The sequence below is a fragment of the Corynebacterium marinum DSM 44953 genome, from assembly GCF_000835165.1.
GTDB lineage: Bacteria > Actinomycetota > Actinomycetes > Mycobacteriales > Mycobacteriaceae > Corynebacterium > Corynebacterium marinum.
On sequence record NZ_CP007790.1, the window covers coordinates 1,686,132 to 1,708,155 of the forward strand.

At 67.6% G+C, this 22,024-nt stretch carries 21 protein-coding genes; 8 read left to right on the forward strand and 13 right to left on the reverse strand.

Features of this window, described 5'->3' with window-relative positions; translation table 11 throughout:
- The first annotated feature begins 12 nt into the window (after positions 1–12).
- The 4 genes from treY to B840_RS08090 are packed head-to-tail and all read left to right on the forward strand — an operon-like array spanning position 13 to position 4,729.
- Positions 13–2,493 (forward strand): malto-oligosyltrehalose synthase, encoded by a 2,481-nt coding sequence (gene treY, locus B840_RS08080; RefSeq protein WP_042621728.1) that lies wholly within the window; start codon positions 13–15, stop codon positions 2,491–2,493.
- A complete protein-coding gene (locus tag B840_RS08085; protein ID WP_042621729.1) occupies positions 2,486–3,511 on the forward strand; it encodes a GTP pyrophosphokinase in 1,026 nt (341 codons plus the stop codon). The genes treY and B840_RS08085 overlap by 8 nt, the downstream gene beginning before the upstream one ends.
- Positions 3,512–3,556: 45 nt before the next feature.
- Positions 3,557–3,691: a hypothetical protein gene (locus B840_RS13960; RefSeq protein ID WP_268236885.1), complete on the forward strand. Its 135-nt coding sequence runs from the start codon at positions 3,557–3,559 to the stop codon at positions 3,689–3,691.
- A gap of 33 nt (positions 3,692–3,724) precedes the next feature.
- Positions 3,725–4,729, forward strand: a complete 1,005-nt coding sequence (locus B840_RS08090) for an LLM class flavin-dependent oxidoreductase (RefSeq protein ID WP_042621730.1) — start codon at positions 3,725–3,727, stop codon at positions 4,727–4,729.
- On the opposite strand, the gene B840_RS08095 is transcribed toward B840_RS08090, so the two are convergent.
- Genes B840_RS08095 through B840_RS08105 form a run of 3 tightly spaced genes read right to left on the reverse strand, consistent with a single transcriptional unit; the run spans position 4,723 to position 5,987 of the window.
- A complete protein-coding gene (locus B840_RS08095; RefSeq protein ID WP_042621731.1) occupies positions 4,723–5,097 on the reverse strand; it encodes an RNA-binding S4 domain-containing protein in 375 nt (124 codons plus the stop codon). The two genes, B840_RS08090 and B840_RS08095, sit on opposite strands and share 7 nt — an antisense overlap.
- 7 nt (positions 5,098–5,104) lie before the next feature.
- Positions 5,105–5,338 carry a hypothetical protein gene (locus B840_RS08100; protein WP_042621732.1) on the reverse strand — a complete coding sequence of 78 codons (234 nt, stop codon included), beginning with the start codon at positions 5,336–5,338 and terminating at the stop codon, positions 5,105–5,107.
- A gap of 10 nt (positions 5,339–5,348) precedes the next feature.
- Complete coding sequence (locus B840_RS08105) at positions 5,349–5,987, reverse strand: IMPACT family protein (RefSeq protein ID WP_042622632.1); 639 nt, start codon at positions 5,985–5,987, stop codon at positions 5,349–5,351.
- Positions 5,988–6,028: 41 nt separating this feature from the next.
- On the opposite strand from B840_RS08105, the gene treZ reads away from it, so the two are divergent.
- Positions 6,029–7,759: a malto-oligosyltrehalose trehalohydrolase gene (treZ, locus tag B840_RS08110; protein WP_042621733.1), complete on the forward strand. Its 1,731-nt coding sequence runs from the start codon at positions 6,029–6,031 to the stop codon at positions 7,757–7,759.
- Here treZ and ilvA read toward each other — a convergent pair.
- Positions 7,756–9,063: a threonine ammonia-lyase IlvA gene (gene ilvA, locus B840_RS08115; protein WP_042621734.1), complete on the reverse strand. Its 1,308-nt coding sequence runs from the start codon at positions 9,061–9,063 to the stop codon at positions 7,756–7,758. The two genes, treZ and ilvA, sit on opposite strands and share 4 nt — an antisense overlap.
- 156 nt (positions 9,064–9,219) lie before the next feature.
- On the opposite strand from ilvA, the gene B840_RS08120 reads away from it, so the two are divergent.
- Both B840_RS08120 and B840_RS08125 read left to right on the forward strand, forming a co-directional pair.
- Complete coding sequence (locus tag B840_RS08120; protein WP_156971871.1) at positions 9,220–10,902, forward strand: choice-of-anchor I family protein; 1,683 nt, start codon at positions 9,220–9,222, stop codon at positions 10,900–10,902.
- 76 nt (positions 10,903–10,978) lie between these two features.
- A complete protein-coding gene (locus B840_RS08125) occupies positions 10,979–11,329 on the forward strand; it encodes a hypothetical protein (protein WP_042621735.1) in 351 nt (116 codons plus the stop codon).
- Between the two features lie 66 nt (positions 11,330–11,395).
- Here B840_RS08125 and B840_RS08130 read toward each other — a convergent pair whose 3' ends face one another.
- The 6 genes from B840_RS08130 to B840_RS08155 form a co-directional block, all read right to left on the reverse strand.
- The gene (locus B840_RS08130; protein ID WP_042621736.1) at positions 11,396–12,601 is read right to left on the reverse strand and encodes a cobalamin-independent methionine synthase II family protein; all 1,206 of its coding nucleotides are present in this window, start codon (positions 12,599–12,601) and stop codon (positions 11,396–11,398) included.
- A gap of 92 nt (positions 12,602–12,693) precedes the next feature.
- Positions 12,694–12,936: a hypothetical protein gene (locus tag B840_RS08135; RefSeq protein WP_156971872.1), complete on the reverse strand. Its 243-nt coding sequence runs from the start codon at positions 12,934–12,936 to the stop codon at positions 12,694–12,696.
- A 207-nt stretch (positions 12,937–13,143) separates the two neighbouring features.
- Positions 13,144–16,710 carry a DNA polymerase III subunit alpha gene (gene dnaE / locus B840_RS08140; RefSeq protein ID WP_042621738.1) on the reverse strand — a complete coding sequence of 1,189 codons (3,567 nt, stop codon included), beginning with the start codon at positions 16,708–16,710 and terminating at the stop codon, positions 13,144–13,146.
- 178 nt (positions 16,711–16,888) lie between these two features.
- Entirely contained in the window at positions 16,889–17,878 is a 990-nt protein-coding gene (locus B840_RS08145) for an LLM class flavin-dependent oxidoreductase (RefSeq protein WP_042621739.1), read from the reverse strand.
- An 86-nt stretch (positions 17,879–17,964) separates the two neighbouring features.
- The gene (locus tag B840_RS08150) at positions 17,965–18,513 is read right to left on the reverse strand and encodes a TetR/AcrR family transcriptional regulator (RefSeq protein ID WP_169745267.1); all 549 of its coding nucleotides are present in this window, start codon (positions 18,511–18,513) and stop codon (positions 17,965–17,967) included.
- 274 nt (positions 18,514–18,787) lie between these two features.
- Positions 18,788–19,204: a hypothetical protein gene (locus tag B840_RS08155; protein ID WP_042621741.1), complete on the reverse strand. Its 417-nt coding sequence runs from the start codon at positions 19,202–19,204 to the stop codon at positions 18,788–18,790.
- 60 nt (positions 19,205–19,264) lie between these two features.
- On the opposite strand from B840_RS08155, the gene rarD reads away from it, so the two are divergent.
- Positions 19,265–20,119: an EamA family transporter RarD gene (gene rarD, locus B840_RS08160; RefSeq protein WP_042621742.1), complete on the forward strand. Its 855-nt coding sequence runs from the start codon at positions 19,265–19,267 to the stop codon at positions 20,117–20,119.
- On the opposite strand, the gene B840_RS08165 is transcribed toward rarD, so the two are convergent.
- The 3 genes from B840_RS08165 to lspA are packed head-to-tail and all read right to left on the reverse strand — an operon-like array spanning position 20,091 to position 22,008.
- On the reverse strand, positions 20,091–20,636 hold the full coding sequence (locus tag B840_RS08165; RefSeq protein ID WP_042621743.1) for a hypothetical protein: 546 nt from the start codon (positions 20,634–20,636) through the stop codon (positions 20,091–20,093). The genes rarD and B840_RS08165 overlap by 29 nt on opposite strands.
- Positions 20,633–21,556: an RluA family pseudouridine synthase gene (locus tag B840_RS08170; protein ID WP_042621744.1), complete on the reverse strand. Its 924-nt coding sequence runs from the start codon at positions 21,554–21,556 to the stop codon at positions 20,633–20,635. The genes B840_RS08165 and B840_RS08170 overlap by 4 nt, the downstream gene beginning before the upstream one ends.
- The gene (lspA, locus tag B840_RS08175) at positions 21,553–22,008 is read right to left on the reverse strand and encodes a signal peptidase II (RefSeq protein WP_042621745.1); all 456 of its coding nucleotides are present in this window, start codon (positions 22,006–22,008) and stop codon (positions 21,553–21,555) included. Before lspA ends, B840_RS08170 begins: the two co-directional genes overlap by 4 nt.
- Between the last annotated feature and the right edge of the window lie 16 nt (positions 22,009–22,024).

The following is a 22,024-nucleotide window of genomic DNA, read 5'->3' on the forward strand; positions in this document are numbered from 1 at the left end:
CCGAGGAGATCCATGCGACGTCCGATCACCGCCACCTACCGCCTCCAGCTGCGCGGGCCGCAGGCCGATCCGATGGGACGATCCTTCGGCTTCGCCGAGGCCGCAGCCCAGGTGCCCTATCTGCGGGACCTGGGGGTCAGCCACCTCTACCTCTCCCCCATCTTCACCGCCGACCCCACTTCGACGCACAACTACGACGTCACCGACCCCACGGAGGTCAACCCGGAACTCGGCGGCGTCGAGGGGCTGCGGGAGCTGGCGGCCGCGGCGCACGGGGCGGGGATCGGCCTGATCATCGACATCGTCCCCAACCACCTGGGTGTGGAGAACCCGCGCCTGAACAAGTGGTGGTGGGACGTGCTCAAGAACGGGCAGGACTCGGAGTACGAGCACTACTTCGACATCGACTGGCACGAGGACAACGGCGCCGGCGGCAAACTCGGCATGCCCATCCTGGGGGCACCCGGCGACGAGGACAAGCTCGAGCTGCGCGAGGATGAGGGGGAACTCCTCCTGGCCTACTACGACCACGTCTTCCCGGTGGCCGAGGGAACCTGCTCCGGGGTCGACGACGACATGCAGGCCGTCTACGACCGCCAGTCCTACCGGCTGATGTACTGGCGTGACGGCGTGATCTCCTACCGCCGTTTCTTCTCCGTCAACGGGCTGGCGGGCATCAGGCAGGAGGATCCGCTGGTCTTCGAGCACACCCACCGCATCATCCGGCAGCTCATCGCCGAGGACCTCATCGACGGCGTGCGCGTCGACCACCCGGACGGGTTGAGCGACCCCTTCGGCTACCTCAACCGCCTGCGCGAGGTCGTCGGCCCGGACCGGTGGCTTCTGGTGGAGAAGATCCTCGAGGTGGACGAGGTCCTCGACCCGCGTCTCGCCGTCGACGGCACCACCGGTTACGATGCGCTGCGCGAACTCGACGGCGTCTTCGTCGCCCGCGCCGCGGAAGAGTCCCTGTCGATGCTCGCGCTCCAGCACACCGGCTCCACCTGGGACGAAGCGGCGATGACCGTGTCCCAACAGCAGCTCAAGCGGGAGGTCGCCGGCGAGGAGCTGTCCGCCGAGATCCGGCGTCTGGCCCGCGCCATCCGCCGCGACAACTTCTCCACCGCCGGTTCGGCGGTTTCCGAGGACCAGCTCCTCACCACCATCACCGAGCTCGTGGCCGCGATGCCGGTGTACCGCGCCGACTACCTCTCCCTCTCGCGGGTCCCCGCGACCATCGTGGCGGAGATGTCGCGCCGTTTCCCGTCGCGCCGCCCCGCCCTCGACCTCATCGTCGCAGCGCTCAACGCCGACGGCGAGGCGAAGGTGCGCTTCGCGCAGGTGTGTGGTGCCGTGATGGCCAAGGGAGTGGAGGACACCACCTTCTACCGCGCCTGCCGTCTCGTCGCTCTCCAGGAGGTCGGCGGCGCGCCGGGCCGTTTCGGCGTCTCGTCCGCCGAGTTCCATCTCCTGCAGCAGGAGCGCGCCCTCCTGTGGCCGAAGGCGATGACCACACTGTCCACCCACGACACCAAACGCGGCGAGGATGTCCGCGCCCGGATCATCGAGCTGACGGAACGGCCCCGGGAGTTCTTCGAGTTCATCCACCGCATCGTCGCCATGGTGCCCGCCCCGGACGCCGCCACCGGCCATTTCCTCCTGCAGAACCTGCTGGGCGTGTGGCCTGCGGACGGGCAGATCACCGAGCAGCTCAAGGAGCGCTTCCGCACTTACACCATCAAGGCGGTGCGCGAGGCGAGCGTGCACACCACGTGGACCGACCCGGTCGAGCCCTTCGAGAAGGCCGTGCTGGACTGGGTGGAGGCGCTTTTCGACGGCCCCGTCACCTCCCTGATCACCGAATTCGTCGGCCCGCTGGCGCGGGGCGCCAGCATCATCTCGCTGGGCCGGAAGCTGCTGCAGATCACCGGCCCGGGCATCCCGGACATCTACCAGGGCACCGAGTTCTTCGACGACTCCCTCGTCGACCCCGACAACCGCCGCTTCGTGGACTACACCGCCCGGCAGCAGACGTTGGAGATCCTCGGGGAGGGCGTGGACTGGGACGACCTCGCCGCCGAAGCCGAATGCCAGGAGGAGACCACGGGCGCCTACCCGCACCTGGACCTCTACGGCGACCGGGTGAAGCTGCACATCGTCCACGAGGGGCTGAAGGTGCGCCAGGACCATCCCGAGTACTTCGTCGGCGGCGACACGGAGGCGGTGTTCGCGGAGGGTTCGGCGGATTCCCACCTCATCGGCCTGGCCCGCGGCCACGTGGACATCCCCGGCGGGGAGGGCATCGGCGTGATCACCCTGGCCACCCGCCGCCCGCTGCGGCTGGCGGAACGCGGCGGCTGGGAGGCCACGACGGTCACCCTGCCGGAGGGGCAGTGGCTGGACCGGCTGACCGGCCGCGTCCACGAGGCGACGGTGCCGCTGGCGGAGGTTTTCGCGCTGTTCCCCACCGCCCTCCTGGTGAGAAATGTCTGACCGCATGGCTGGCCTGGGCAACCAGTACCACCGGTGGATCCGGTCCCATCCGAAGGCTGAGGAGGATTTCGGCGCCGCGGTGGAGGATCTGCTGGCCGACGCCGGCGTCACCTTCGACCGGGTCGTCGCCCGGGTGAAGGACTGGTCTTCGCTGAAGAAGAAGGCCTACAAGAAGGGGCCGGACGGGGAATGGATCTATCCGGAGCCGTGGGCGGACATCCATGATCTCGTCGGTGTGCGGGTGACCGTGTTCCACTCCACCGAGATCCCGGTGGCGATCGGGGCGCTCCAGCAGTCCTTCCGGGTGGAACGCTCGGTGGACAAGACCGCAGAGACACGGATCTCCGGGGGCTTCGGTTACGGTTCCCACCATCTCATTCTCACGGTGGACGAGAATTCCTCCGATATCGAGGAGCTCTCCGACTACCAGGGGACGAGCTTCGAGGTGCAGGTGCGTACGGTGCTGCAGCACGCGTGGGCCGAGTTCGAGCACGACGTCCGTTATAAGCGCGGCATCGACGTGGTGGACCCGCGGGTGGACCGCGCGTTCACCCTGGCGGCCGGGCTCATCGAGCTGGCGGACCAGCAGTTCGACCAGATCGCGGCGCTGCAGTTCACGGACCGCTCGCCCGCCGATGACGTGGAACTCACCGCCGAAACCCTCCCGGGTGTGCTGGCGATGCTGCTGGGCAACCGGTTCCCGCGCTCGCGGTCGGAGAACTACCGCTTCCTCATGGAGATCCTGGCCGCCGACGGTGTCACCACCGTCGCGGAGCTGGATTCCCTGCTCGACGACGTCGACATCGAAGCCGTCCGCGGCGCCCTCCGGTACCGCTTCCACCCCGGCCAGATCAGGCTCATCGACGACCTGCTGCTGCGCCGCTACGGCCAGGACCACATCAACCGGACGGGCGAGATCGGCCAGCGGCCCACGTCCCGCCCCGGCCATCTGGCCCGTCGGCTGAAGTTGATGCGCACCGCCCGCATCCTCCGCGATGAACGGCCGGACAGGCAGTAGCATGAGGGAGGTAAACGTTTTTCGTCCGATGAGGAGCATCGTCCCATGAGCCTGGTTTCGTCCATCCGCGAAGATTTCCCCCAGCTGGCAGACGCCATCCACGTGTGGGCGCTGTCCATCGCGGATTTCTTCCGCCCGATGGGCATCGATTTCCCGCCGGCTGACTGGGGTCTGTTCTAGCCCTCCCCACTTTGTTGACGTATCATCGTAAGCATGAACAGACACATCTCTTTCGGCCTCGACACCTTCGGCGACGTCACAGCGGTCCCCCACGACCAGGTGCTGCGTGACGTGGTTGCGGAAGCTGTCGAGGCCGACCGCGTCGGCGTCGACGTCTTCGGCGTCGGCGAACACCACCGCGACGACTACGCCGTCTCCGCCCCCGACATTGTCCTCGCCGCCATCGCGGGCCAGACGGAGAAGATCCGCCTGACCACCTCGGTCATCGTCTTGTCCTCGGACGATCCGGTGCGCATCTTCGAGCGCTTCTCCACCCTCCAGGCGATCTCCTCCGGCCGCGCCGAAATGACCCTCGGCCGCGGCTCCTTCACCGAGTCCTTCCCGTTGTTCAGCCTGGACCTCCGCGACTACGAGCGCCTCTTCGAGGAGAAGCTCGAGCTGATGCGCGTGCTTCTCGACGCCGACGCCTCCCGCTCCCCCATCGCCTGGGACCGCGGCCCGCAGCACCTCTACCCGCCGACCGCCACGCCCCTGCAGGCCTGGGTCGCCGTCGGCGGTTCCCCGGAGTCGGTCATCCGCGCCGCCCGGCACCGCATGCCCCTCATGCTGGCCGTCATCGGCGGATCCTCCCGCCGCTTCCGCCCCTTCGTCGACCTCTACCGGAGGGCCAACGAGGAGCTCGGCCAGCCGCAGGCCCCCGTCGGCGTGCACTCCCCGGGCCTGATCGCCCGCACCGACGCGGAAGCCCAGGAGCGCCTCTACGAGCACTGGGCCGCGGGCCACCGCCGGATCGGCGCCGAGCGCGGCTGGTCCGCCCCCACCCCGGAGCAGTTCACGCAGGAAGTCAACCACGGCGCGCTGTACGTGGGTTCCCCCGAGACCGTGGCGGCGAAGATCGCGGACACCGTCAGGGCGCTCGACCTGGACCGGTTCACGCTGAAATATGCCAACGGCCCGCTCCCCCACGAATTCAACCTGGAGACCATCCGCCTCTACGGCGAAGAGGTCATCCCGCGGGTGCGGGAGCTGCTTCAGTAGTCCGTCCGGCCCCGCAGGCGGTCGATGTCGCGCCTCTCGCGCTTCGTCGGCCGCCCGGCGCCCCGGTCCCGGCGCGGCAGCGACGCGAGGATCTCCTTCGGCGGGGGCGGGGGTGAGTGGTCGACGTAGCAGTTCCTGGCCACCGGCGCGCCGACGCGCTTGCGCACCGTGTCGGTGACCTCCAGGTCTAGTTCGCGGTGGTTGACCCACACGCGCACCCGGTCGCCGGGCACGACCTGCTGGGCGGGTTTGACCGCGTGGCCGTTGAGTTTGACGTGCCCGGCGCGGACCGCGGCGGCGGCGTCGGACCGCGTCTTGAAGATGCGCACGGCCCACACCCACACGTCGATGCGCACTGCCTCACTCATGCGCAGGCTACTGGTTGTCCCGGTGGTTGACGATCTTCTGCACCTTGTTCCAGTTGTAGAAGCCGCCCGCCACGGCGACGACGAGACCGAGGATGAGCCAGGTCCAGCTGGTGAACAGAAGTCCGAGGGCGAGGCCGCCGACGACACCTCCGCCGACGCTGAGGGCGGCGTTGCGGGTGTACTTGCGGACGGCCTGTTTCCGCTGTTCGATCGGGTTGTTCGGGCGTCGTTGCATGGTCATGCGCACCATCCTAGTACTCGACCCACGACGTGCCCGCCTCGCTCGGCTCCACAGCCCCGGAGGTCAGGGCCGCGAGCGTGGACTCCAGCTCCCCGCCCCCGCCCGGTTCCACCGCCAGCGTGTAGGTGACCGCCGAACCGTAGTCGGTGCCGGCGACGGAAACGCCCCGTGCCCGCAGCTCGGCCTCGAGTCGGCCGGCGTCGGCGTGCGGGACCTCGATCCGGTAGAGCTCACGGATCGCCCGGGTGACCCGGCCGACCTGGGGGAGGAGGTCTCCCACGGACCGGGAGTAGGCGTGCACCAGACCGCCCGCCCCGAGCTTGACGCCGCCGAACCAGCGGACGACGACCACGGTGACGTCGAGAAGCTGGGAGCCCTTGAGCATGTCGAGCATCGGCTTGCCCGCGGTCCCGGAGGGCTCCCCGTCGTCGGAGGAGCGCTCCACGGGGTTCGAGCCCTCCACGTGGATCAGGTAGGCGCTGCAGTGGTGGCGTGCGTCCGGGTAGCGGGCGCGGATCTCGTGGATGAACTCCCTCGCCGCCTCCTCGGTCGGGGTGCGTCGGGCGAAGGAGAGAAACCGGGAACGTTTGACCTCCCACTCGTGCGTCCACGTCCGTTCGGCGGCGGGCAACTGGTAGGTCGTGAGCATGGACACTGATAGTAGCTGGCCCTTTGAGTAGCCTGGGGCGCATGACTGCGTACGAACCGTTCTCCGTGTGGGCGCCCCACGCCCGAAATGTCCGACTCCGACTGTCCGATGAGACCTTCCCCATGCGGGCCGCCCGCGGCGACTGGTGGGTGGCGGAGCAAGTGGCGGAACCCGGCCAGCGCTACGGTTTCGAACTCTTCGACGGAAAAGAATGGTCGAAGACGTTGCCCGACCCGCGCAGCACGGCCCAGCCGGACGGCGTGCACGGGCTCAGCGAGGTCACTGATCCCGCGTTCCCGTGGACCTCGGAGGGTTGGACCGGCCGGCCCCTCGCCGGCCAGGTCATCTACGAGCTCCACGTGGGCACCTTCACGCCGGCGGGGACGTTCGAGGGGGTCGTCGACAAGCTCGGTTACCTGCGCGACCTGGGGGTCACCGCCATCGAGCTCATGCCCGTGCAGCCTTTCGGCGGCGAGCGCAACTGGGGCTACGACGGCGTCGAGTGGCACGCCGTCCACCAGGGCTACGGCGGCCCTGAGGGCCTGAAGAAGCTTGTCGACGCCGCCCACAACGCCGGCATCGGCGTCATCCTCGACGTGGTGTTCAACCACTTCGGCCCCGACGGCAACTACAACGGCATGTTCGGGCCCTACACCTCCGGCGGCAACACGGGATGGGGCGAGGTGGTCAACATCTCCGGCCCGGATTCCGACGAAGTGCGGGCCTACATCCTCGACGCCGTGCGCCTGTGGTTCGAGGAGTACCGCATCGACGGGCTGCGTCTCGACGCCGTGCACTCCCTCGACGACCGCGGCGCCCACTCCATCCTGGAGCAGATGCAGGCGATCGCCGATGACGTCGCCGCGCGGACCTCGGTGCCGCGATACCTCATCGCCGAGTCCGACCTCAACGATCCCCGCCTGATCACCGGAACCGACGGCGGCGGCTACGGGCTCGCCGGCCAGTGGGTCGACGACATCCACCACGCGCTGCACACCCTCGTCTCCGGCGAGAGCCACGCCTACTACGAGGACTACGGTTCCCTCGATGCCCTGGCGAAGACACTGCGCGGGGGCTACTTCTTCACCGGCACCTGGTCCTCCTACCGGGGGCGCACCCACGGCCGGGCCATCGACACCGCCGCCGTTCCCGCCCACCGCCTGGTCACCTACACCACCACCCACGACCAGACCGGCAACCGCGCCGGCGGCGACCGGCCCTCCATGACGCTGACCCCCGCCCAGCAGGTGCTCAAGGCGGCGGTCATCTACGCCTCCCCCTTCACCCCGATGCTGTTCATGGGCGAGGAGTTCGGCGCGCAGACCCCCTTCGCCTTCTTCTGCTCCCACACCGACGAGGAACTCAACCGGCTCACCTCCGAAGGCCGCAAGCGCGAGTTCGCCCGCTCCGGCTGGGACGACAACGAGGTTCCCGACCCAGCGGACCCGGCAACCTTCGAGTCCTCCAAGCTGGACTGGGAATTCAGCCAGGAGCAGCAGGAGATCCACGCCGCCTACCGTCAGCTGCTGCAGCTGCGCCGCGAGCTGGGTCTGGCCCGTCCCGACCTGTCGAAACTGGCCGTCGAGACAGGCACCGAGAAGAACAAGTGGCTGGCCATGGGCCACGACGACGTCATGCTGGTGGCCAACCTCTCCGACCGGCCCGTCACCGCCCCCTACGGCGGCGAGCTGATCTGGTCCTTCACGCAGCCGTCGGTGGAACTGGACCGGACCTCGCTGGGGCCGTGGGAGTTCGCGCTGATCCGGCGTTAGGTGTTGACCAGGTACTCGTACTCCGGGGTACCCGGCATGAGGTGGCGGCAATCAATGCGGGAGGCGTTCATCCGCTCCACCAGCGGGTCGAAATCACTCGCGCGGCCCAGCTCCAGGCCCACGAGCGCGGCACCGGTCTCCCGGTTGTTGCGCTTGAGGTACTCGAAGAGGGTGATGTCGTCGTCGGGGCCGAGGATGTCGTTGAGGAAGTGGCGCAGCTGGCCCGGCTCCTGCGGGAAGTTCACCAGGAAGTAGTGCTTCAGCCCGCGGTGGACCAGGGAGCGCTCCATGATCTCCGCGTAGCGCAGGACGTCGTTGTTGCCGCCCGAGATGATGCACACCACCACCGAGTCCGGCTGCAGGTTCATCTCCTTGAGCCCCGTCACCGACAGCGCCCCGGCGGGTTCCGCGATGATGCCCTCGTTCTGGTACAGGTCGAGCATCTCGGTGCAGACCGCCCCCTCGGAAACGTCCATGACGTGGATGCGTCCCAGGTTGCGCTCGACGATCCGGTAGGGCAGCTCGCCGATGCGCTTGACGGCGGCTCCGTCGACGAAGGCGTCGACGGCCTCGAGGGTCACGGGGCCGTCGGCGTGCAGCGCGGCCTGCAGCGAGGCCGCACCCGCCGGCTCGACGCCGACGATGGCGGTGCGCGGCGCCATGTCCGCGAGGTAGCTGGCCACGCCGGCGAGCAGACCGCCGCCGCCGACGGGCACGAAGACGGTGTCCAGGGACTTGCCGATGGAGGTCAGCTGGGTGAGGATCTCCGCGGCGACGGTGCCCTGCCCGATGACGGTGTCGCGGGCGTCGAAAGGTTCGATCATGGTGGCGCCGCGCTCGGCGGAGTCGGCGCGCGCGGCCTCGGCGGCCTCGTCGAAGTTGTTGCCGGTGACCACGAGCTCCACCATGTCCCCGCCGTGGACGACGATGCGGTCGCGTTTCTGCTTCGGTGTCTGGACCGGCACGTAGATGCGCCCGGGGATACCCATGGTGCGGCACGCGTAGGCCACTCCCTGGGCGTGGTTGCCCGCCGACGCTGCCACGATACCCGCCGCACGCTGCTCATCGCTGAGATTCGCGATGGCGTAGTAGGCGCCGCGGATCTTGTAGGAGCGGACGTCCTGGAGGTCCTCGCGCTTGAGGTAGACCTCGACCCCCGTCTCCTCCGACAGGCGGGGGCAGTACTGCAACGGGGTCGGCTCGATGACAGACGAAATCCGGGCCTGCGCCAGCTGAATATCCGAGGCGCGGACCGGCTCGAAGGTGGTGGAGGCTGTCAGGGTGGCGGACGGGTTGTCACTCATGTGGAGACAGTGTAGTCCCCCGGCCCGGCGTTCTTTTGCCCGCGGCCCGGTTCACCGAAGGTTCACCCGACAGCTACTCACCGTTGGGCGCGGGGCAATGTGGACACGTCATCCTTACGTTCGTCCAACTCTCATTGTTCTCACAGGAGTTTCCTAGTGTCTTTCCGTCGTTCCGCCGTCGCCCTGTGCGCGGCTGTCGCCACCGGCCTCAACATCGCCCCGGCCCACGCCGCCCTGGCCGCCGAACCGATCACTCACTCCGCACCGGATGCCGCTCTCTCGGTCAACCCGATCGGCTCCCACGAGTCCGGCATCTTCGACGCCTCGGCCGCCGAGATCGTCACCTACCATCCGGCATCGCAGCGGGTCCTCACCGTCAACGCCCTCTCCGGCAGCGTCGACATTCTGGATATCTCCGATCCGACGGCTCCGCAGCTGATCGGCTCCGTCCATGCAGGAGAGGACACGACCATCAACTCGGTGGCCGTCCGCGCCGACGGCCTGGCCGTCGCCACCGTCGAACCGGGCGTCAAGACCGATCCGGGCTCCGTCATCTTCTTCGATGCCGCCGGCGACGGCACCGTCCTCGACTCCTTGCCGGTCGGATCCCTTCCGGACATGGTGACCGTCACCGAGGACGGCGCCTACGCGGTCGTGGCCAACGAAGGCGAGCCCGCCGAGGACTACTCCGTCGACCCGGAGGGCTCTGTCTCCGTGATCACCCTGCCGGCGGACGTCGCCGCCGCCACCGAGGTCCGCTCCGCCGGCTTCGAGGCCTACAACGCTCCCGGTGCCCTGCCCGAGGGCATCCGCATCTTCGGCCAGTTCGGCGACTCCACCACTGTGGCGCAGAACCTGGAGCCCGAGTACGTCACCACCTCCGGAGGCAAGGCCTACGTCTCCCTGCAGGAGAACAACGCCATCGCCGTCGTCGACATCGCGACCGCGACCGTGGAAGACATCTTCCCGCTGGGCACCGTCGACCTGAGGGAGGTCCCGATGGACATCTCCGACAAGGACGACACCGTCAACATCGCCAACTGGCCCATCAACTCCTTCCGCATGCCCGACGCGATCGAGTCCTACGTGGTCGGCGGCACCACCTACATCGTCACCACCAACGAAGGCGACGCCCGCGACTGGGACGCCTACTCCGAGGAGGCCCGTGTCAAGGATCTGGGCAAGGAGGGCCTGGCCCCGATCTGCGAGGACGCCGTCGACGACATGGCCGAGTTCCAGGCGGACGAGAACGCCGGACGCCTGAAAATCACCACCGCTGACGGCCTGAACGCCGACGGGACCTGCTACGAGGAGATCTACTCCTACGGCGGCCGCGGCTTCTCCATCTTCGACCAGTTCGGCGACCTCGTGTTCAACTCCGACGACGTCTTCGAGCAGATCCTCGCCGAGGCTGTCCCGGAATACTTCAACTCCAACCACAGCGAGTCCACCTTCGAGGGCCGCTCCGACGACAAGGGCCCGGAGCCGGAGGGCGTGGCCCTCGGCGAGATCGGTGACCGTACCTACGCTTTCATCGGCCTCGAGCGCATCGGCGGCGTCATGGTCTACGACGTGACCGACCCGTCCGCCGCCGAGTTCGTCACCTACGTCAACAACCGCGACTTCTCCGTCTCCATGGAGGACGAGGCGGATCAGGCGGCCGCGCTGCCCGCCGCGGGCGACCTGGGCCCGGAGGGCCTGACCTTCATCCCGGCCGCCGACTCCCCCAACGAGAAGAACCTGCTCGTCGTGGGCAACGAGGTCTCCGGCACCACCACGATCTTCCAGATCGACGAGGTCCTCGCGCAGCCGGGCCTGTCGTCTCTGTCCTCCCGGTAATTATTCCGCGCAGTGCTGACCGCCACCTGCTAGATTGATGATCGGTCAATCTCACACCCAATCAAGGAGTTCCCCTGTGATCCGTCGTCGTCTCTCTGTCGCCCTGGTTGCCGCAGCCGGCACCACCCTGGCCCTGGTGACCCCGGTCCACGCCGAGACCACCCAGAAGCAGGAGCAGAGCATCTCCTCCCTGTCCTCGGGCTCCTCCCAGGCAGAGGGGACCGTCGATGACGACGACTCGGAGCTCCCCGGTTGGGCACAGTCCGCGGAGCTCGACGATGACTCCCTGCTGACGATCGAGATCATCAAGGCGGTCCTCGCCGCCGGCCTCGCGCTGACCCAGGCCGCGGTCATCGTTCTGCCCTTCGTCCCGGGCGGCACCGACCAGCTCCGCGGTTTCCTGGGGTCGCTGGGCATCCAGCCCTGACCTCCGCGCAACCGAAAGGGCCTGCAGTTCAGATGTCTGAACTGCAGGCCCTTTTTCCGTCTCAGGTCAGAAGAGTTCCTCGCTGGCGATGCGGGCGCCCTCGACCAGAGAATCCAGCTTCGCCCAGGCGATCTGGTGGTGCAGGCGGCCACCGAGTCCGCAGTCGGTGGAGGCGACGACGTTCTCCGGACCGACCACCTCGGCGAACTGGATGATGCGGTCGGCGACCAGGCGCGGGTGCTCGACGGCGTTGGTGCTGTGGGAGATGACGCCCGGGTAGATCAGGGAGCCCTCCGGCAGCTTGTGCTCCTGCCAGATGCGCCACTCGTGGGCGTGGCGCGGGGAGGCGCCCTCGAAGGAGAAGCCGCCGACCTCGGCGCGCAGGATCTCCTCGATGATGTCGCCGAAGGGGACGTCGGTGACGTGCGGGCCGTGCCAGGAACCCCAGCAGATGTGCAGACGGGTCAGTTCCTTCGGGATGCCCCGGACGGAATGGTTGATGGCGTCGATGCGGGTGCGCAGCCAGTCGCGGTAGTCCGCGAGGCTCGGCTCCGGGTTGATCTGGTCCCAGGACTCGGCGAGGTCCGGCGCGTCGAGCTGGACGGTGAAGCCGGCGTCGGTGATGGCCTTGTACTCCTGCGCCATGGCGTCGGCGCAGGCCCAGACGACCTCGTCGTCGGTGGCGTAGAACTCGTTCTTCAGGCGGGCGGCGGAGCCGGGCGAGAGCGCGGCGACGAAACCGTCGGCGGCGCCGGCGGCGTCCATCGCGTTGCGCATCAGCTTGGCGTCGGTCTCGACCTCCTCCTGGCCGATGTAGGTGATCGGGCCGGTGAACTTGGGGTTGCCCACCTTGGCGCGGCCGGTGAAGATGCCGGATTCCGGGTCCTCGTAGGCCTCGTTGAACATCTGGCGGTCGCGGCGGTCGGCGAAGGAGGTCAGCTTGATGTTGCCGGGGGTGGAACGCTCGACGGCCTGGCTGGCCCAGCGGTCCTCGTCGGTCATGGTCAGGCCGCCGAGGCGGGAGAAGGAGTAGTTCCACCAGGCGCCGTAGTCGATGGCGCCGGAGGTGATGTGCCCGTACTCGCCCTCGTTGACGATGTCGATGCCCATGTCGACCTGGCGTTTGACCACCTCATCGACGGAAGCGCGGAGGATCTCGGAGAACTGCTCGTCGCCGAGTTCGCCGTTGGCGCGCTTGATGTTCGCCTCGAGCAGTTCCGGCGTACGCGGGAGGGACCCCACGTGGGTGGTACGAATCTTGTTCACTGACATTCAGACTCCAATACAAAAATAGACTGTGCGGTCTATGGTAACCGATGCCCCGGAGTCTTCCCGATCCGGCTCACGCTTTTCATTCAGCCGTGTCACGGCGCCGGAAGAAAGGCCCACGTCGACTCGCCGTCCAGCTCACCGGACACCTGGAAAGTCAGGGGATGATCCGCGCTGATGGGGTGCCAGAGGAAAGGCTCCCCCGTCGAGCAGTAGCGGACCCGGCTACGGGGCCAGGCGTCGTAGGTGATGTCCCCCTCCGCGGAGCGGAGAATGATCGCCTCACCCGCATAGGCAGTCGACAGGTCAGGAACGTCATCTGCATCGACCCCGAGCATGTCGGCAGTGTAGGTATCGGAAGAATAACCGCAGGTGAAGGCATATTCGGACCATTCTTGCCCATAGAGGCCCGCGAGGTCGACCATGGCCGTCTCCCCTGGGTGCTGTTCAAGATGTTCGCCCAGGCCCGGCCCTGCACAGGCGGAGAGGATCGGGATGAGCCCCAGAACCGACCACCTTCTCCAGCGGGAAAACCTCATGGATCGCTACCCCAGGATCCCCGGCCCCATCGTCGCCTTGAGGTCGCCCATGAGGGAGCCGGTGCGGTTGACCCGCAGGTGGTCGCCGAGCACCATCATGGTGGACTCCTCGCCGTTGATGAGTTTGAGGTAGACGTCGGAATCCCCCTCGTTGGCCACCAGCACATCCTTGAGCCGCTTGATGTTGTCCATGGTGCACTGGTCGGTCCGCATGATCAGCCGGAGCGGCAGCCCGGCGCCGTTGCCGGGGCCGAGTTCGGGGACCTTGAGGTCGTCGCAGAACAGGGACATGCGGTCGTCGCGGATGGAGATGTGCGCCTTGGCCAGGATGATGTTGTCCTCGACGATCTGGGAGGCCACCAGCGCGTAGATCTTGTTGAACACCAGCAGTTCGACCTGCGCGCCGTTGTGGTCCTCCACGGTGACGATCGCCCACGGTGAGCCGTCCTTCTTGGAGAAGCGCCTGTCGACGCCCGAGATGATGCCGCCGATGGTGACCTCCGCGCCGTGGCGCATCTCCCCGCCCAGGATGGTGGTCAGCGGGGTGTCGGTCTGGGCCTCGAGGGCCTCCTCGAAACCGTCGAGCGGGTGCCCGGAGACGTAGAGGCCGAGCATCTCGCGCTCCAGGGCCAGCTCGTGTTTGCGCTCCCACGCGTCCTCGGGGACCTCGATGGCGAAGACGCTGGGGCCGGCGTCGGCGCCGTCGTCGCCGCCGAATGCGGCGAAGAGGTCGAACTGCCCCTTGTCGGCGGCCTTCTTGGTCGCGAGCACCGAATCGACGGCGTCCTCGTGGATGAGCATGAGGCCCTTGCGTGAGTGGTCGAGCGAGTCGAAGGCGCCGCCCTTGATGAGGGATTCGGTGATGCGTTTGTTGCAGGGCAGGAGGTCGATCTTCTCCAGGTAGTCGGAGAAGCTGGAGAAGCGGCCCTTCGCCTTCCGCGTCTCGACGATCGAATCGACCACTTCATGGCCGACGTTCCGGATGGCTCCGAGCCCGAAACGGATGTCCTCGCCGACGGCGAGGAAGTCGTTCTCGGATTCGTTGATGTCCGGGGAGAGCACCTTGAGGCCGAGGTGACGGCAGTCGGAGAGGTAGATCGCCGACTTGTCCTTCTTGTCGGACACGGACGTCAGCAGTGCCGCCATGTACTCGGGTGCGTAGTGGGCCTTGAGGTAGGCCGTCCAGAAGGACACCAGCCCGTAGCCTGCGGCGTGCGACTTGTTGAACGCGTAGGAGGCGAAGGGCAGGATCGTGTCCCACAGGGCCTTGATCGCCTCGACGCCGAAACCGTTGGACTGCATGCCGGCCTCGAACTTGGCGTACTCCTTCTCCAGCACCTCCGGCTTCTTCTTGCCCATCGCCTTACGGAAACCGTCGGCCTCGCCGGCGGTGTAGTTGGCCACCTTCTGCGAGATCCTCATGATCTGCTCCTGGTAGACGATCAGGCCGTAGGTCTCGCTGAGGATCTCCGCCAACGGTTCCTCCAGCTCCGGGTGGATCGGCTCGATGGGCTTGCGCCCGTTCTTGCGGTCCGCGTAGTCCCAGTGGGCGTTCACGCCCATCGGGCCCGGCCGGTAGAGCGCCAGCGAGGCGACGATGTCGTTGAAGCCGGTCGGCTGCATGCGCTTGAGCAGCTCCTGCATGCCGCCGCCGTCGAGCTGGAACACGCCGAGGGTGTCTCCCCTGCCCAGCAGTTCGTAGGTGGCCTTGTCCTCCACCGCGAGGGACTCCAGGTCGAGTTCCTCGCCCCGGTTCTTCCGGATGTTCTCCAGTGCGTCGCCGATGACGGTGAGGTTGCGCAGGCCCAGGAAGTCCATCTTCAGCAGGCCGATGTTCTCGCAGGCCGGGTAGTCCCAGCCGGTGATGAGCGCGCCGTCGGCCGGCCGCTTCCACATGGGGATGTGGTTGAGCAGCGGAACGCTCGCCATGATCACCGCGCAGGCGTGGACGCCCGCCTGCCTGACGACGCCCTCAAGGCCCCGGGCGGTCTCGTAGATCTTGCGGATGTCCGCGTCGGTCTCGATGAGGTTGCGGACCTCGCCGGCCTCGTTGAAACGCTCGTGGGCGGGGTCGGTGATGCCGGACAGCGGGATGTCCTTGGCCATGATCGCCGGCGGCAGGACCTTGGTGATGCGGTCCGCCATCTGGTAGCCGGCCTGGCCGAACTGCACGCGGGCGGAATCCTTGAGCGCCTGCTTCGTCTTCACTGTGCCGAAGGTGATCACCTGGGCGATCTTGTCCTCGCCCCAGCGCTCGGCGGCGTAGCGGATCATCTCGCCGCGCCGGCGGTCGTCGAAGTCGATGTCGATATCGGGTGCCGACGGCCGCTCGGGGTTGAGGAAGCGCTCGAACAGCAGGCCGTGCTCGATCGGGTCGATGTTGGTGATCGTCAGCGCGTAGGCGACCAGCGCGCCGGCCGCCGAACCACGGCCCGGGCCGACCCAGATCCCGATGGAGCGGGCGTGCTTGATGATCTCCGCGACGATGAGGAAGTACGACGGGTACCCCTTCATGTCGATGACCTCGATCTCGTAGTTCGCGCGGTCGATGTACTCCTGGGGGACCTCGCGGCCGTCGAAACGCTCCTTCAGCCCCTCTATGACCTCGTGGTGGAGCCACGTGGTCGGGGTATAACCCTCGGGCACGTCGGCGACGGGCATGCGGTCGTGCGGGTGGGACTCCCAGATCTCGCCGTAGTCCTGCACGCGCTCGGCAATCCACAGGGTGTTGTCGCAGCCGTCGGGCACGACGTCGTCGAAAATGGAGCGCATCTCGGCGGCGGACTTGATGTAGTAGCCGGAGCCGTCGAACTTGAAGCGGTCGGGGTCGCTGAGCGTCTTGCCGGTCTGCACGCACAGCATCGCCTCGTGCGCCTGCGCCTGGGACTCGAGGACATAGTGGCAGTCGTTGGTGACCAGCGGCGGCAGATCGAGCTTCTTGCCGATCTCCAGCAGCTCGCGGCGCACCCGCTGTTCGATGTGCAGGCCGTGGTCCATGAGCTCGAGGAAGTAGTTGTCGCGGCCGTAGATGTCCTGCCACATGGCGGCGGCCTCGAGCGCCTGGTCGAACTGGCCCAGGCGCAGACGGGTCTGCACGTCGCCTGAGGGGCAGCCGGTGGTGGCGATGATGCCGTCGGCGTGCTCGGCGATGAGTTCCGCGTCCATGCGCGGCCACTTTCCCAGCTGCCCCTCGTACGAGGCCATCGACGAGAGGTAGAAGAGGTTCCTCAGCCCGGTGGCGTTCTCCGCGACCATCGTCTGGTGCAGGTAGGCGCCCGAGGCGGACACGTCGTCCGACTTCTGGTGCGGCTCGCCCCAGCGCACCCGGTTCTTGTTGAAGCGGCTCTCCGGCGCGAGGTACGCCTCGATGCCGATGATCGGCTTCACTTTCGCGTCCGTCATCGCCCGGTAGAACGCGTCCGAGCCGAACATGTTGCCGTGGTCGGTGATGCCGACCGCCGGCATCCCCTGCCGGTTGACCTCCTCCGCGAGCATGTCGATCTTCGCCATGCCGTCGAGCATCGAGAACTCGGTGTGGTTGTGCAGATGTACAAAGGAGGAGTTCTTGGCCATGGGAGTGAGTCTAGCCAGTCAGCCTGCAGAGAGAAATTGCCCCGGAAATTGCCCCGCGACCAGCGGCTCAGCCTTTTCTGTGGGTCTGCCCCATCTACGCGACGGCGAAGTAATTTATTCCTCCGCCGCCCGAGGAGTGCTCAGCGCCCGCGCCTCGGCGGGGCGAGCCGCCTCCTGCTCAGAACCAGGCGTCGGCCAGCAGCCGCAGGGAACGCTCCCGCACAGCCGGGTCGTACGCGTAGGTGACGGTGATCAACTCGTCGACGCCGGTGCGCTCCACGAACTCCTCCATCTTCCTCTTCGCCGTCTGCGGCGAGCCTACGGCCTTGATCCGCAGCATGGACCTGTCGCGGGCGTCCTGCCCCATGAGCGTCTGCGGATCGACGGGGGGCTGGAGCTTCCGGGACTGGCCCTGCTGGATGTCCAGGAACATCTGCTCGATGACCGTGAACTCCCGCTCGGCCTCCTCGTCGGTGTCGGCGACCATGACATTGATGCCGGCCATCACGTAAGGTTCGTCGATCTGGGCGGTGGGAGCCTCGGTGGTGAACGTCTCCCGGTACACCTCGAGGGCCTGATCGATCTGGTCCGGGGCGAAATGCGAGGCCAGGGAGAACGGCAGCCCCAGCTGCCCGGCAATGGAGGCGCCGTTGACGGTCGAACCGAGCACCCAGACGGGCACCTGCGTCCCCGCCGACGCTGCGGAGACGATCGGCGTGCTGTGCGCGGAGCCGGTGTCGCTGAACCAGCCCTGCAGGTCATAGATGCTCTGGGCGAAGGCCTGCGGCTCGGCCGAGGACCGGCTCAGGGCCTGCGCGGTCATTCTGTCCGTGCCCGGAGCCCGCCCCAGGCCGAGATCGATCCGGTTCCCGTGCATGTTGGCCAGGGTGCCGTACTGCTCCGCCACCATCAGCGGAGCGTGGTTGGGCAGCATCACCCCGCCGGAACCCACGCGGATGCGCCCGGTCACGGAAGCCGCCTGGGAGATCAGCAACGCGGTGGCACTGGAAGCCAGATTCGGGGTGTTGTGGTGCTCGGCGAACCAGAGCCGGCGGTAGCCCAGCTCATCGGCGAGACGGGCGGATTCCATCGAGGCGGCGATGGCCTCCCGGGCGGTGGCGCCCTCGGAGATGGAGACCAGATCAAGAATGTTCAGGGGAATAGACAAATCAGATTTTCCTTACTTTTCGTTGCCCTCGAACGGAATCCGTTCGAGGGGTTGTGTTCCGGACCACGGGACATACAGGTAGGTTTCTATGCCCGGTATCCGTGACGGAGGATGCCGCGCACTCCCTCGGGGCCGCGATCCTGGTGCGGCAGCTGGGAACCCAACCAGGCGACCATGAGGGCGGTCTCGAACAGTGCCTGGCCGGTTACCTCGGACCGGACGCTGCCGCGGCGTTGCGCGTCGGCGAGGAATTCATCGGTGATGGCAATGATCTCCTGGCAGGTGATGGCCAGCGGGCTTTTGCCCCCGCGCTCCAGGGCCTGCGCGATCGAATCCGGCAGGCCCTGGTAGGAACTGAGGTACTTCTCCACCTCAGCTAGCCACCGGTCCAACCGGGCGACTTCGGGCATGGATTCACGAATGCCGGCGGAGACAGCCCGCAGCGCCTCGCCCTGGGCATTGAGGGCGGCGAGGATGAGGTGGTCGCGGTCGGGGAAATGCCGGTAGAGGGTGCCCACGCCGACGCCAGCCTCGCGGGCGATGGCCTCCAGGGAAGTGGTGACCCCCTGGCTCGTCAGGTGGTGGCGTGCCACCTCGACCAGCGCTTGGTAGTTCTTGCGGGCATCCGCCCTCATGGGCCGGGGTTCTGGCATCTGTCCTCCACATCCTCTAAGCGGAGTCTACCTCCGATTAGCTCTGAGCCCAATCCCACCACAGGGAACGAGGATAAGCGTCCAGGCAGATGCACCTACGCCTGTGTTGAGCACCGATGCGGCATCCGGACCTACCGTAGGGCAGCACCCTGGAATCCCCCGCCAGAACGGACACACCTGATGAGACAGGGACTTCCGGCATCCCGATGTCGGTGCTCGACTGCACCAGGTGTCGGAGCCGCAAATCCCCGTGTCTTCAGCCCAGGGGCCCGGCGCTCCTGACCAGCCGCCAACGCCCCACCTCCTCGTCGTAGTCCAGCAGCAGGGAATCATCGACCGGGCGGAAGTCGAACCCGGGCTGGTCGTCGGCGCAGAACTCCACCACCTCCCGGCGCAGCCACTGCTCCTCCACACGCCCGTCCGGGGTCCGCAGGAGAAGCAGATTGCGCGAGCTGGGGACGAGGCGGTCCTCGTGGGTTTCACCGGGGCAGACGACGGCGAATTCCGAGTACTGGTCGCCGTAGGCCTCAGCCATGGTCATCCGCAAGCTCGGTTCGACCGGCTCCCGCTCCCGGAGAAGCGGGCTGTCGGGGGAGCTGAAGAAGGTGCCGAACTGGATCACCGCGAGGGTGACGGCGGCAGCTTCCCAGGGGCGGGGATCTTCCTGCGTCACAGCGCGGTCCTTCCTGCTGGTGTCTTCCCGTCATCCTAGCGGGGGCTAGGCTGGCTCCCCATGGTCTACGGATTGCTCGCCTACCTGCTGTGGGGTCTCTTCCCGGCGTTCTTCCCGCTGCTGCTGCCCGCCGGCCCAGTGGAGATTCTCGCGCACCGCGTGTTGTGGACCGCGGTGATCATGGCGGCGGCCCTTACGGCGCTGCGGGGATGGGGCGAGCTCCGCCGCGCCTCGGGGCGGACCTGGCTCCAGCTCATCGCGGCCGGGGTGCTCATCTCCACGAACTGGGGAATCTACGTCCTGGCGGTCAACAGCAACCACGTCGCCGACGCAGCGCTGGGTTATTTCATCAACCCGCTGCTTTCCGTGCTGCTCGCCGTCCTCTTCCTGCGCGAGCGGCTCAACCGCTTCCAGCTCACCGCGGTGGCCGTCGCGGCGGCGGGTGTCATCCAGCTGACCTTCCTGTCCGGACAGGCCCCGGTGATGGCCATCGGCATGGCTCTCTCCTTCGGCTTCTACGGCCTGGTGAAGAAGCAGGTCAAGGTCTCCGCGGCCGCTTCCCTCACCGCCGAAACCCTCGTCGTGGCGCCCCTGGCGCTGGGGTTCCTCCTCTGGCTCGAGTTCACGGGCCGGGGGACGTTCTTCACGGAGGGCCCGGGACACGCCGCCCTGCTGGTGGTCGCCGGCCTGATCACCACCCTCCCCCTGCTGCTGTTCGGCAAGGCCGCGAAGCAGCTGCCGTTGTCGACCATCGGCATGATCCAGTACCTCACCCCGACGATGCAGATGCTCTGGGCGCTGTTCGTCACCCAGGAGTACCTCTCCCCCGCGCGCTGGGCGGGTTTCATCATCATCTGGATCGCGGTGGCGATCTACCTCTTCGATCTCACCCGGCGGGCGTCTCGACGGGTCTGACCCCGAAGCGTCCCCAGGCGGCGTCGGGGGGAAGAACTTCAACGGCGGCGACCTCCGGCTGGGAGGCGACGGCACGCAGGACGTCGCCTTCGTCGCGGACGACGACGGCGTCAATACGCTCGGGGGAGGGCACTCCCACCAGTGAATCGGCGATGCGGCCGAGTTCGCGCTCGAAGACGTCCCTGCGGGTCTCGCCGGCGACAGGTTCGGGTAGCGGGAAGGGGGCTGCCAGCGCGACGATCATGGCGTTGACCCGGTCCACCGGCTCGAGGACAGCGGCCGCCTCAGCGGGGTCCAGCGGCCCGGCGAAGGTGACGAGCGCGTAGGCGGTCTCGTCCGCCTCGGCGAGCGACGCTCCGGCACGCTGCACGTATGAGGAGAAGCTCTCCCCCGACTCCGTCCCCAGCATGTCGCCCTGGGGCGCGACGGGCCGGTGGGTGGCGTCGTCGACGTAGGCGAACACGAGGGCCCCGGCGAGGGCCACGGCGGCCAGGACACCGAGAACGCGTCCGATCACCGGATCACCTCGAGCGCATGGGCGAGGTCGGCCGGGTACGGCGCCTCGATCTCCATGTACTCGCCGGTGCGCGGATGCTGGAATCCGATGCGGACGGCGTGGAGCCACTGGCGGATCAGCCCGAGCCGCTCCGCCAGGTTGGGGTCGGAGCCGTACATGGGGTCGCCGACGCAGGGGTGCCCGATGGCTGACATGTGCACGCGGATCTGGTGGGTGCGGCCGGTCTCCAGGTTGACCTCGAGGAGGGTGGCCTCGCGGAAGGCCTCGATCGTCTTGTAGTGGGTGACGGCGGCCTTGCCGCCGGTGGTCACCGCGAAGCGCCAGCCGGCGGAGGGGTGCCGCCCGATGGGGGCGTCGATGGTGCCCGTGAACGGGTCGGGATGGCCCTGGACCAGGGCGTGGTAGACCTTTGTCACCGTGCGGTCGCGGAAGGCGTTCTTGAGCACGGTGTACCCGCGCTCGGAGGCGGCGACGACCATGACGCCGGACGTGCCGACGTCGAGGCGTTGCACGATGCCCTTGCGCTCCGGCGGGCCGGAGGTGGAGATGCGGAAACCCGCGGCCGCCAGACCGCCGATGACGCTGGGCCCGTCCCAGCCGACGGTCGGGTGCGCGGCGACACCCACCGGCTTGTTCACGGCGATGATGTCGTCGTCGGAATAGAGGATGTCCATGCCCTCGATGTGCTCCGCCCGGGGCAGCACCGGGGAGGTGGGTGCGGGGAGGGTCACCTCCAACCACGTGCCTTCGATGAGGCGGTCGGACTTGCCGACCTCACGGCCGTCGACAAGTACGTCGCCGTCGGCTGCGAGATCGGCGGCGACGGTGCGGGAGAGGCCGAGGAGGCGGGAGAGGGCGGCGTCGACACGCATGCCGGCCAGGCCCTCCGGGACGGGGAGGTTACGGGTCTCGCGGCTCATGCCTCCACCTTCCGGCGTTCGTCGGCGAACATGGCGATGACGAAGACCACCACGCCGACAGTGATGGCGGAGTCCGCCAGGTTGAACACCGCGAAACCGCCCACGGAGATGAAGTCCACCACGTGGCCGAACCAGAAACCGGGTTCCCGGAAGAGTCGGTCGATGAGGTTGCCCAGGGCGCCGCCGGCGATCAACGCCAGCCCGACAGCCGATCCCCGGTCGCGGATCTTCGGCGCCGCGACCGCGATGACGACCACGAACGTCAGCTGGATGGTGGTGAACAGCCAGGTGGAGTTCTCCCCCATGGAGAAGGCCGCGCCGGGGTTGAAGAGGAGGAAGAAACGGAACCAGTCCCCGATGACGGGCACCGGCACGCCGGGCTCCAACCAGGACAACATGACCGCCTTGGTGGCCTGGTCGACGGCCGCCACCCCAAGAACGATCAACGCCATTAAGGTGACGTACCTG

Coding starts and splice junctions, on each gene's coding strand:
- treY (WP_042621728.1), top strand. CDS start 13: ATGCGACGTCCGATCACCGCCACCTACCGCCTCCAGCTGCGCGGGCCG.
- B840_RS08085 (WP_042621729.1), top strand. CDS start 2,486: ATGTCTGACCGCATGGCTGGCCTGGGCAACCAGTACCACCGGTGGATC.
- B840_RS13960 (WP_268236885.1), top strand. CDS start 3,557: ATGAGCCTGGTTTCGTCCATCCGCGAAGATTTCCCCCAGCTGGCAGAC.
- B840_RS08090 (WP_042621730.1), top strand. CDS start 3,725: ATGAACAGACACATCTCTTTCGGCCTCGACACCTTCGGCGACGTCACA.
- B840_RS08095 (WP_042621731.1), bottom strand. CDS start 5,097: ATGAGTGAGGCAGTGCGCATCGACGTGTGGGTGTGGGCCGTGCGCATC.
- B840_RS08100 (WP_042621732.1), bottom strand. CDS start 5,338: ATGACCATGCAACGACGCCCGAACAACCCGATCGAACAGCGGAAACAG.
- B840_RS08105 (WP_042622632.1), bottom strand. CDS start 5,987: ATGCTCACGACCTACCAGTTGCCCGCCGCCGAACGGACGTGGACGCAC.
- treZ (WP_042621733.1), top strand. CDS start 6,029: ATGACTGCGTACGAACCGTTCTCCGTGTGGGCGCCCCACGCCCGAAAT.
- ilvA (WP_042621734.1), bottom strand. CDS start 9,063: ATGAGTGACAACCCGTCCGCCACCCTGACAGCCTCCACCACCTTCGAG.
- B840_RS08130 (WP_042621736.1), bottom strand. CDS start 12,601: ATGTCAGTGAACAAGATTCGTACCACCCACGTGGGGTCCCTCCCGCGT.
- B840_RS08135 (WP_156971872.1), bottom strand. CDS start 12,936: ATGCTCGGGGTCGATGCAGATGACGTTCCTGACCTGTCGACTGCCTAT.
- dnaE (WP_042621738.1), bottom strand. CDS start 16,710: ATGGCCAAGAACTCCTCCTTTGTACATCTGCACAACCACACCGAGTTC.
- B840_RS08150 (WP_169745267.1), bottom strand. CDS start 18,513: ATGAGGGCGGATGCCCGCAAGAACTACCAAGCGCTGGTCGAGGTGGCA.
- rarD (WP_042621742.1), top strand. CDS start 19,265: ATGGTCTACGGATTGCTCGCCTACCTGCTGTGGGGTCTCTTCCCGGCG.
- B840_RS08170 (WP_042621744.1), bottom strand. CDS start 21,556: ATGAGCCGCGAGACCCGTAACCTCCCCGTCCCGGAGGGCCTGGCCGGC.
- lspA (WP_042621745.1), bottom strand. CDS start 22,008: ATGGCGTTGATCGTTCTTGGGGTGGCGGCCGTCGACCAGGCCACCAAG.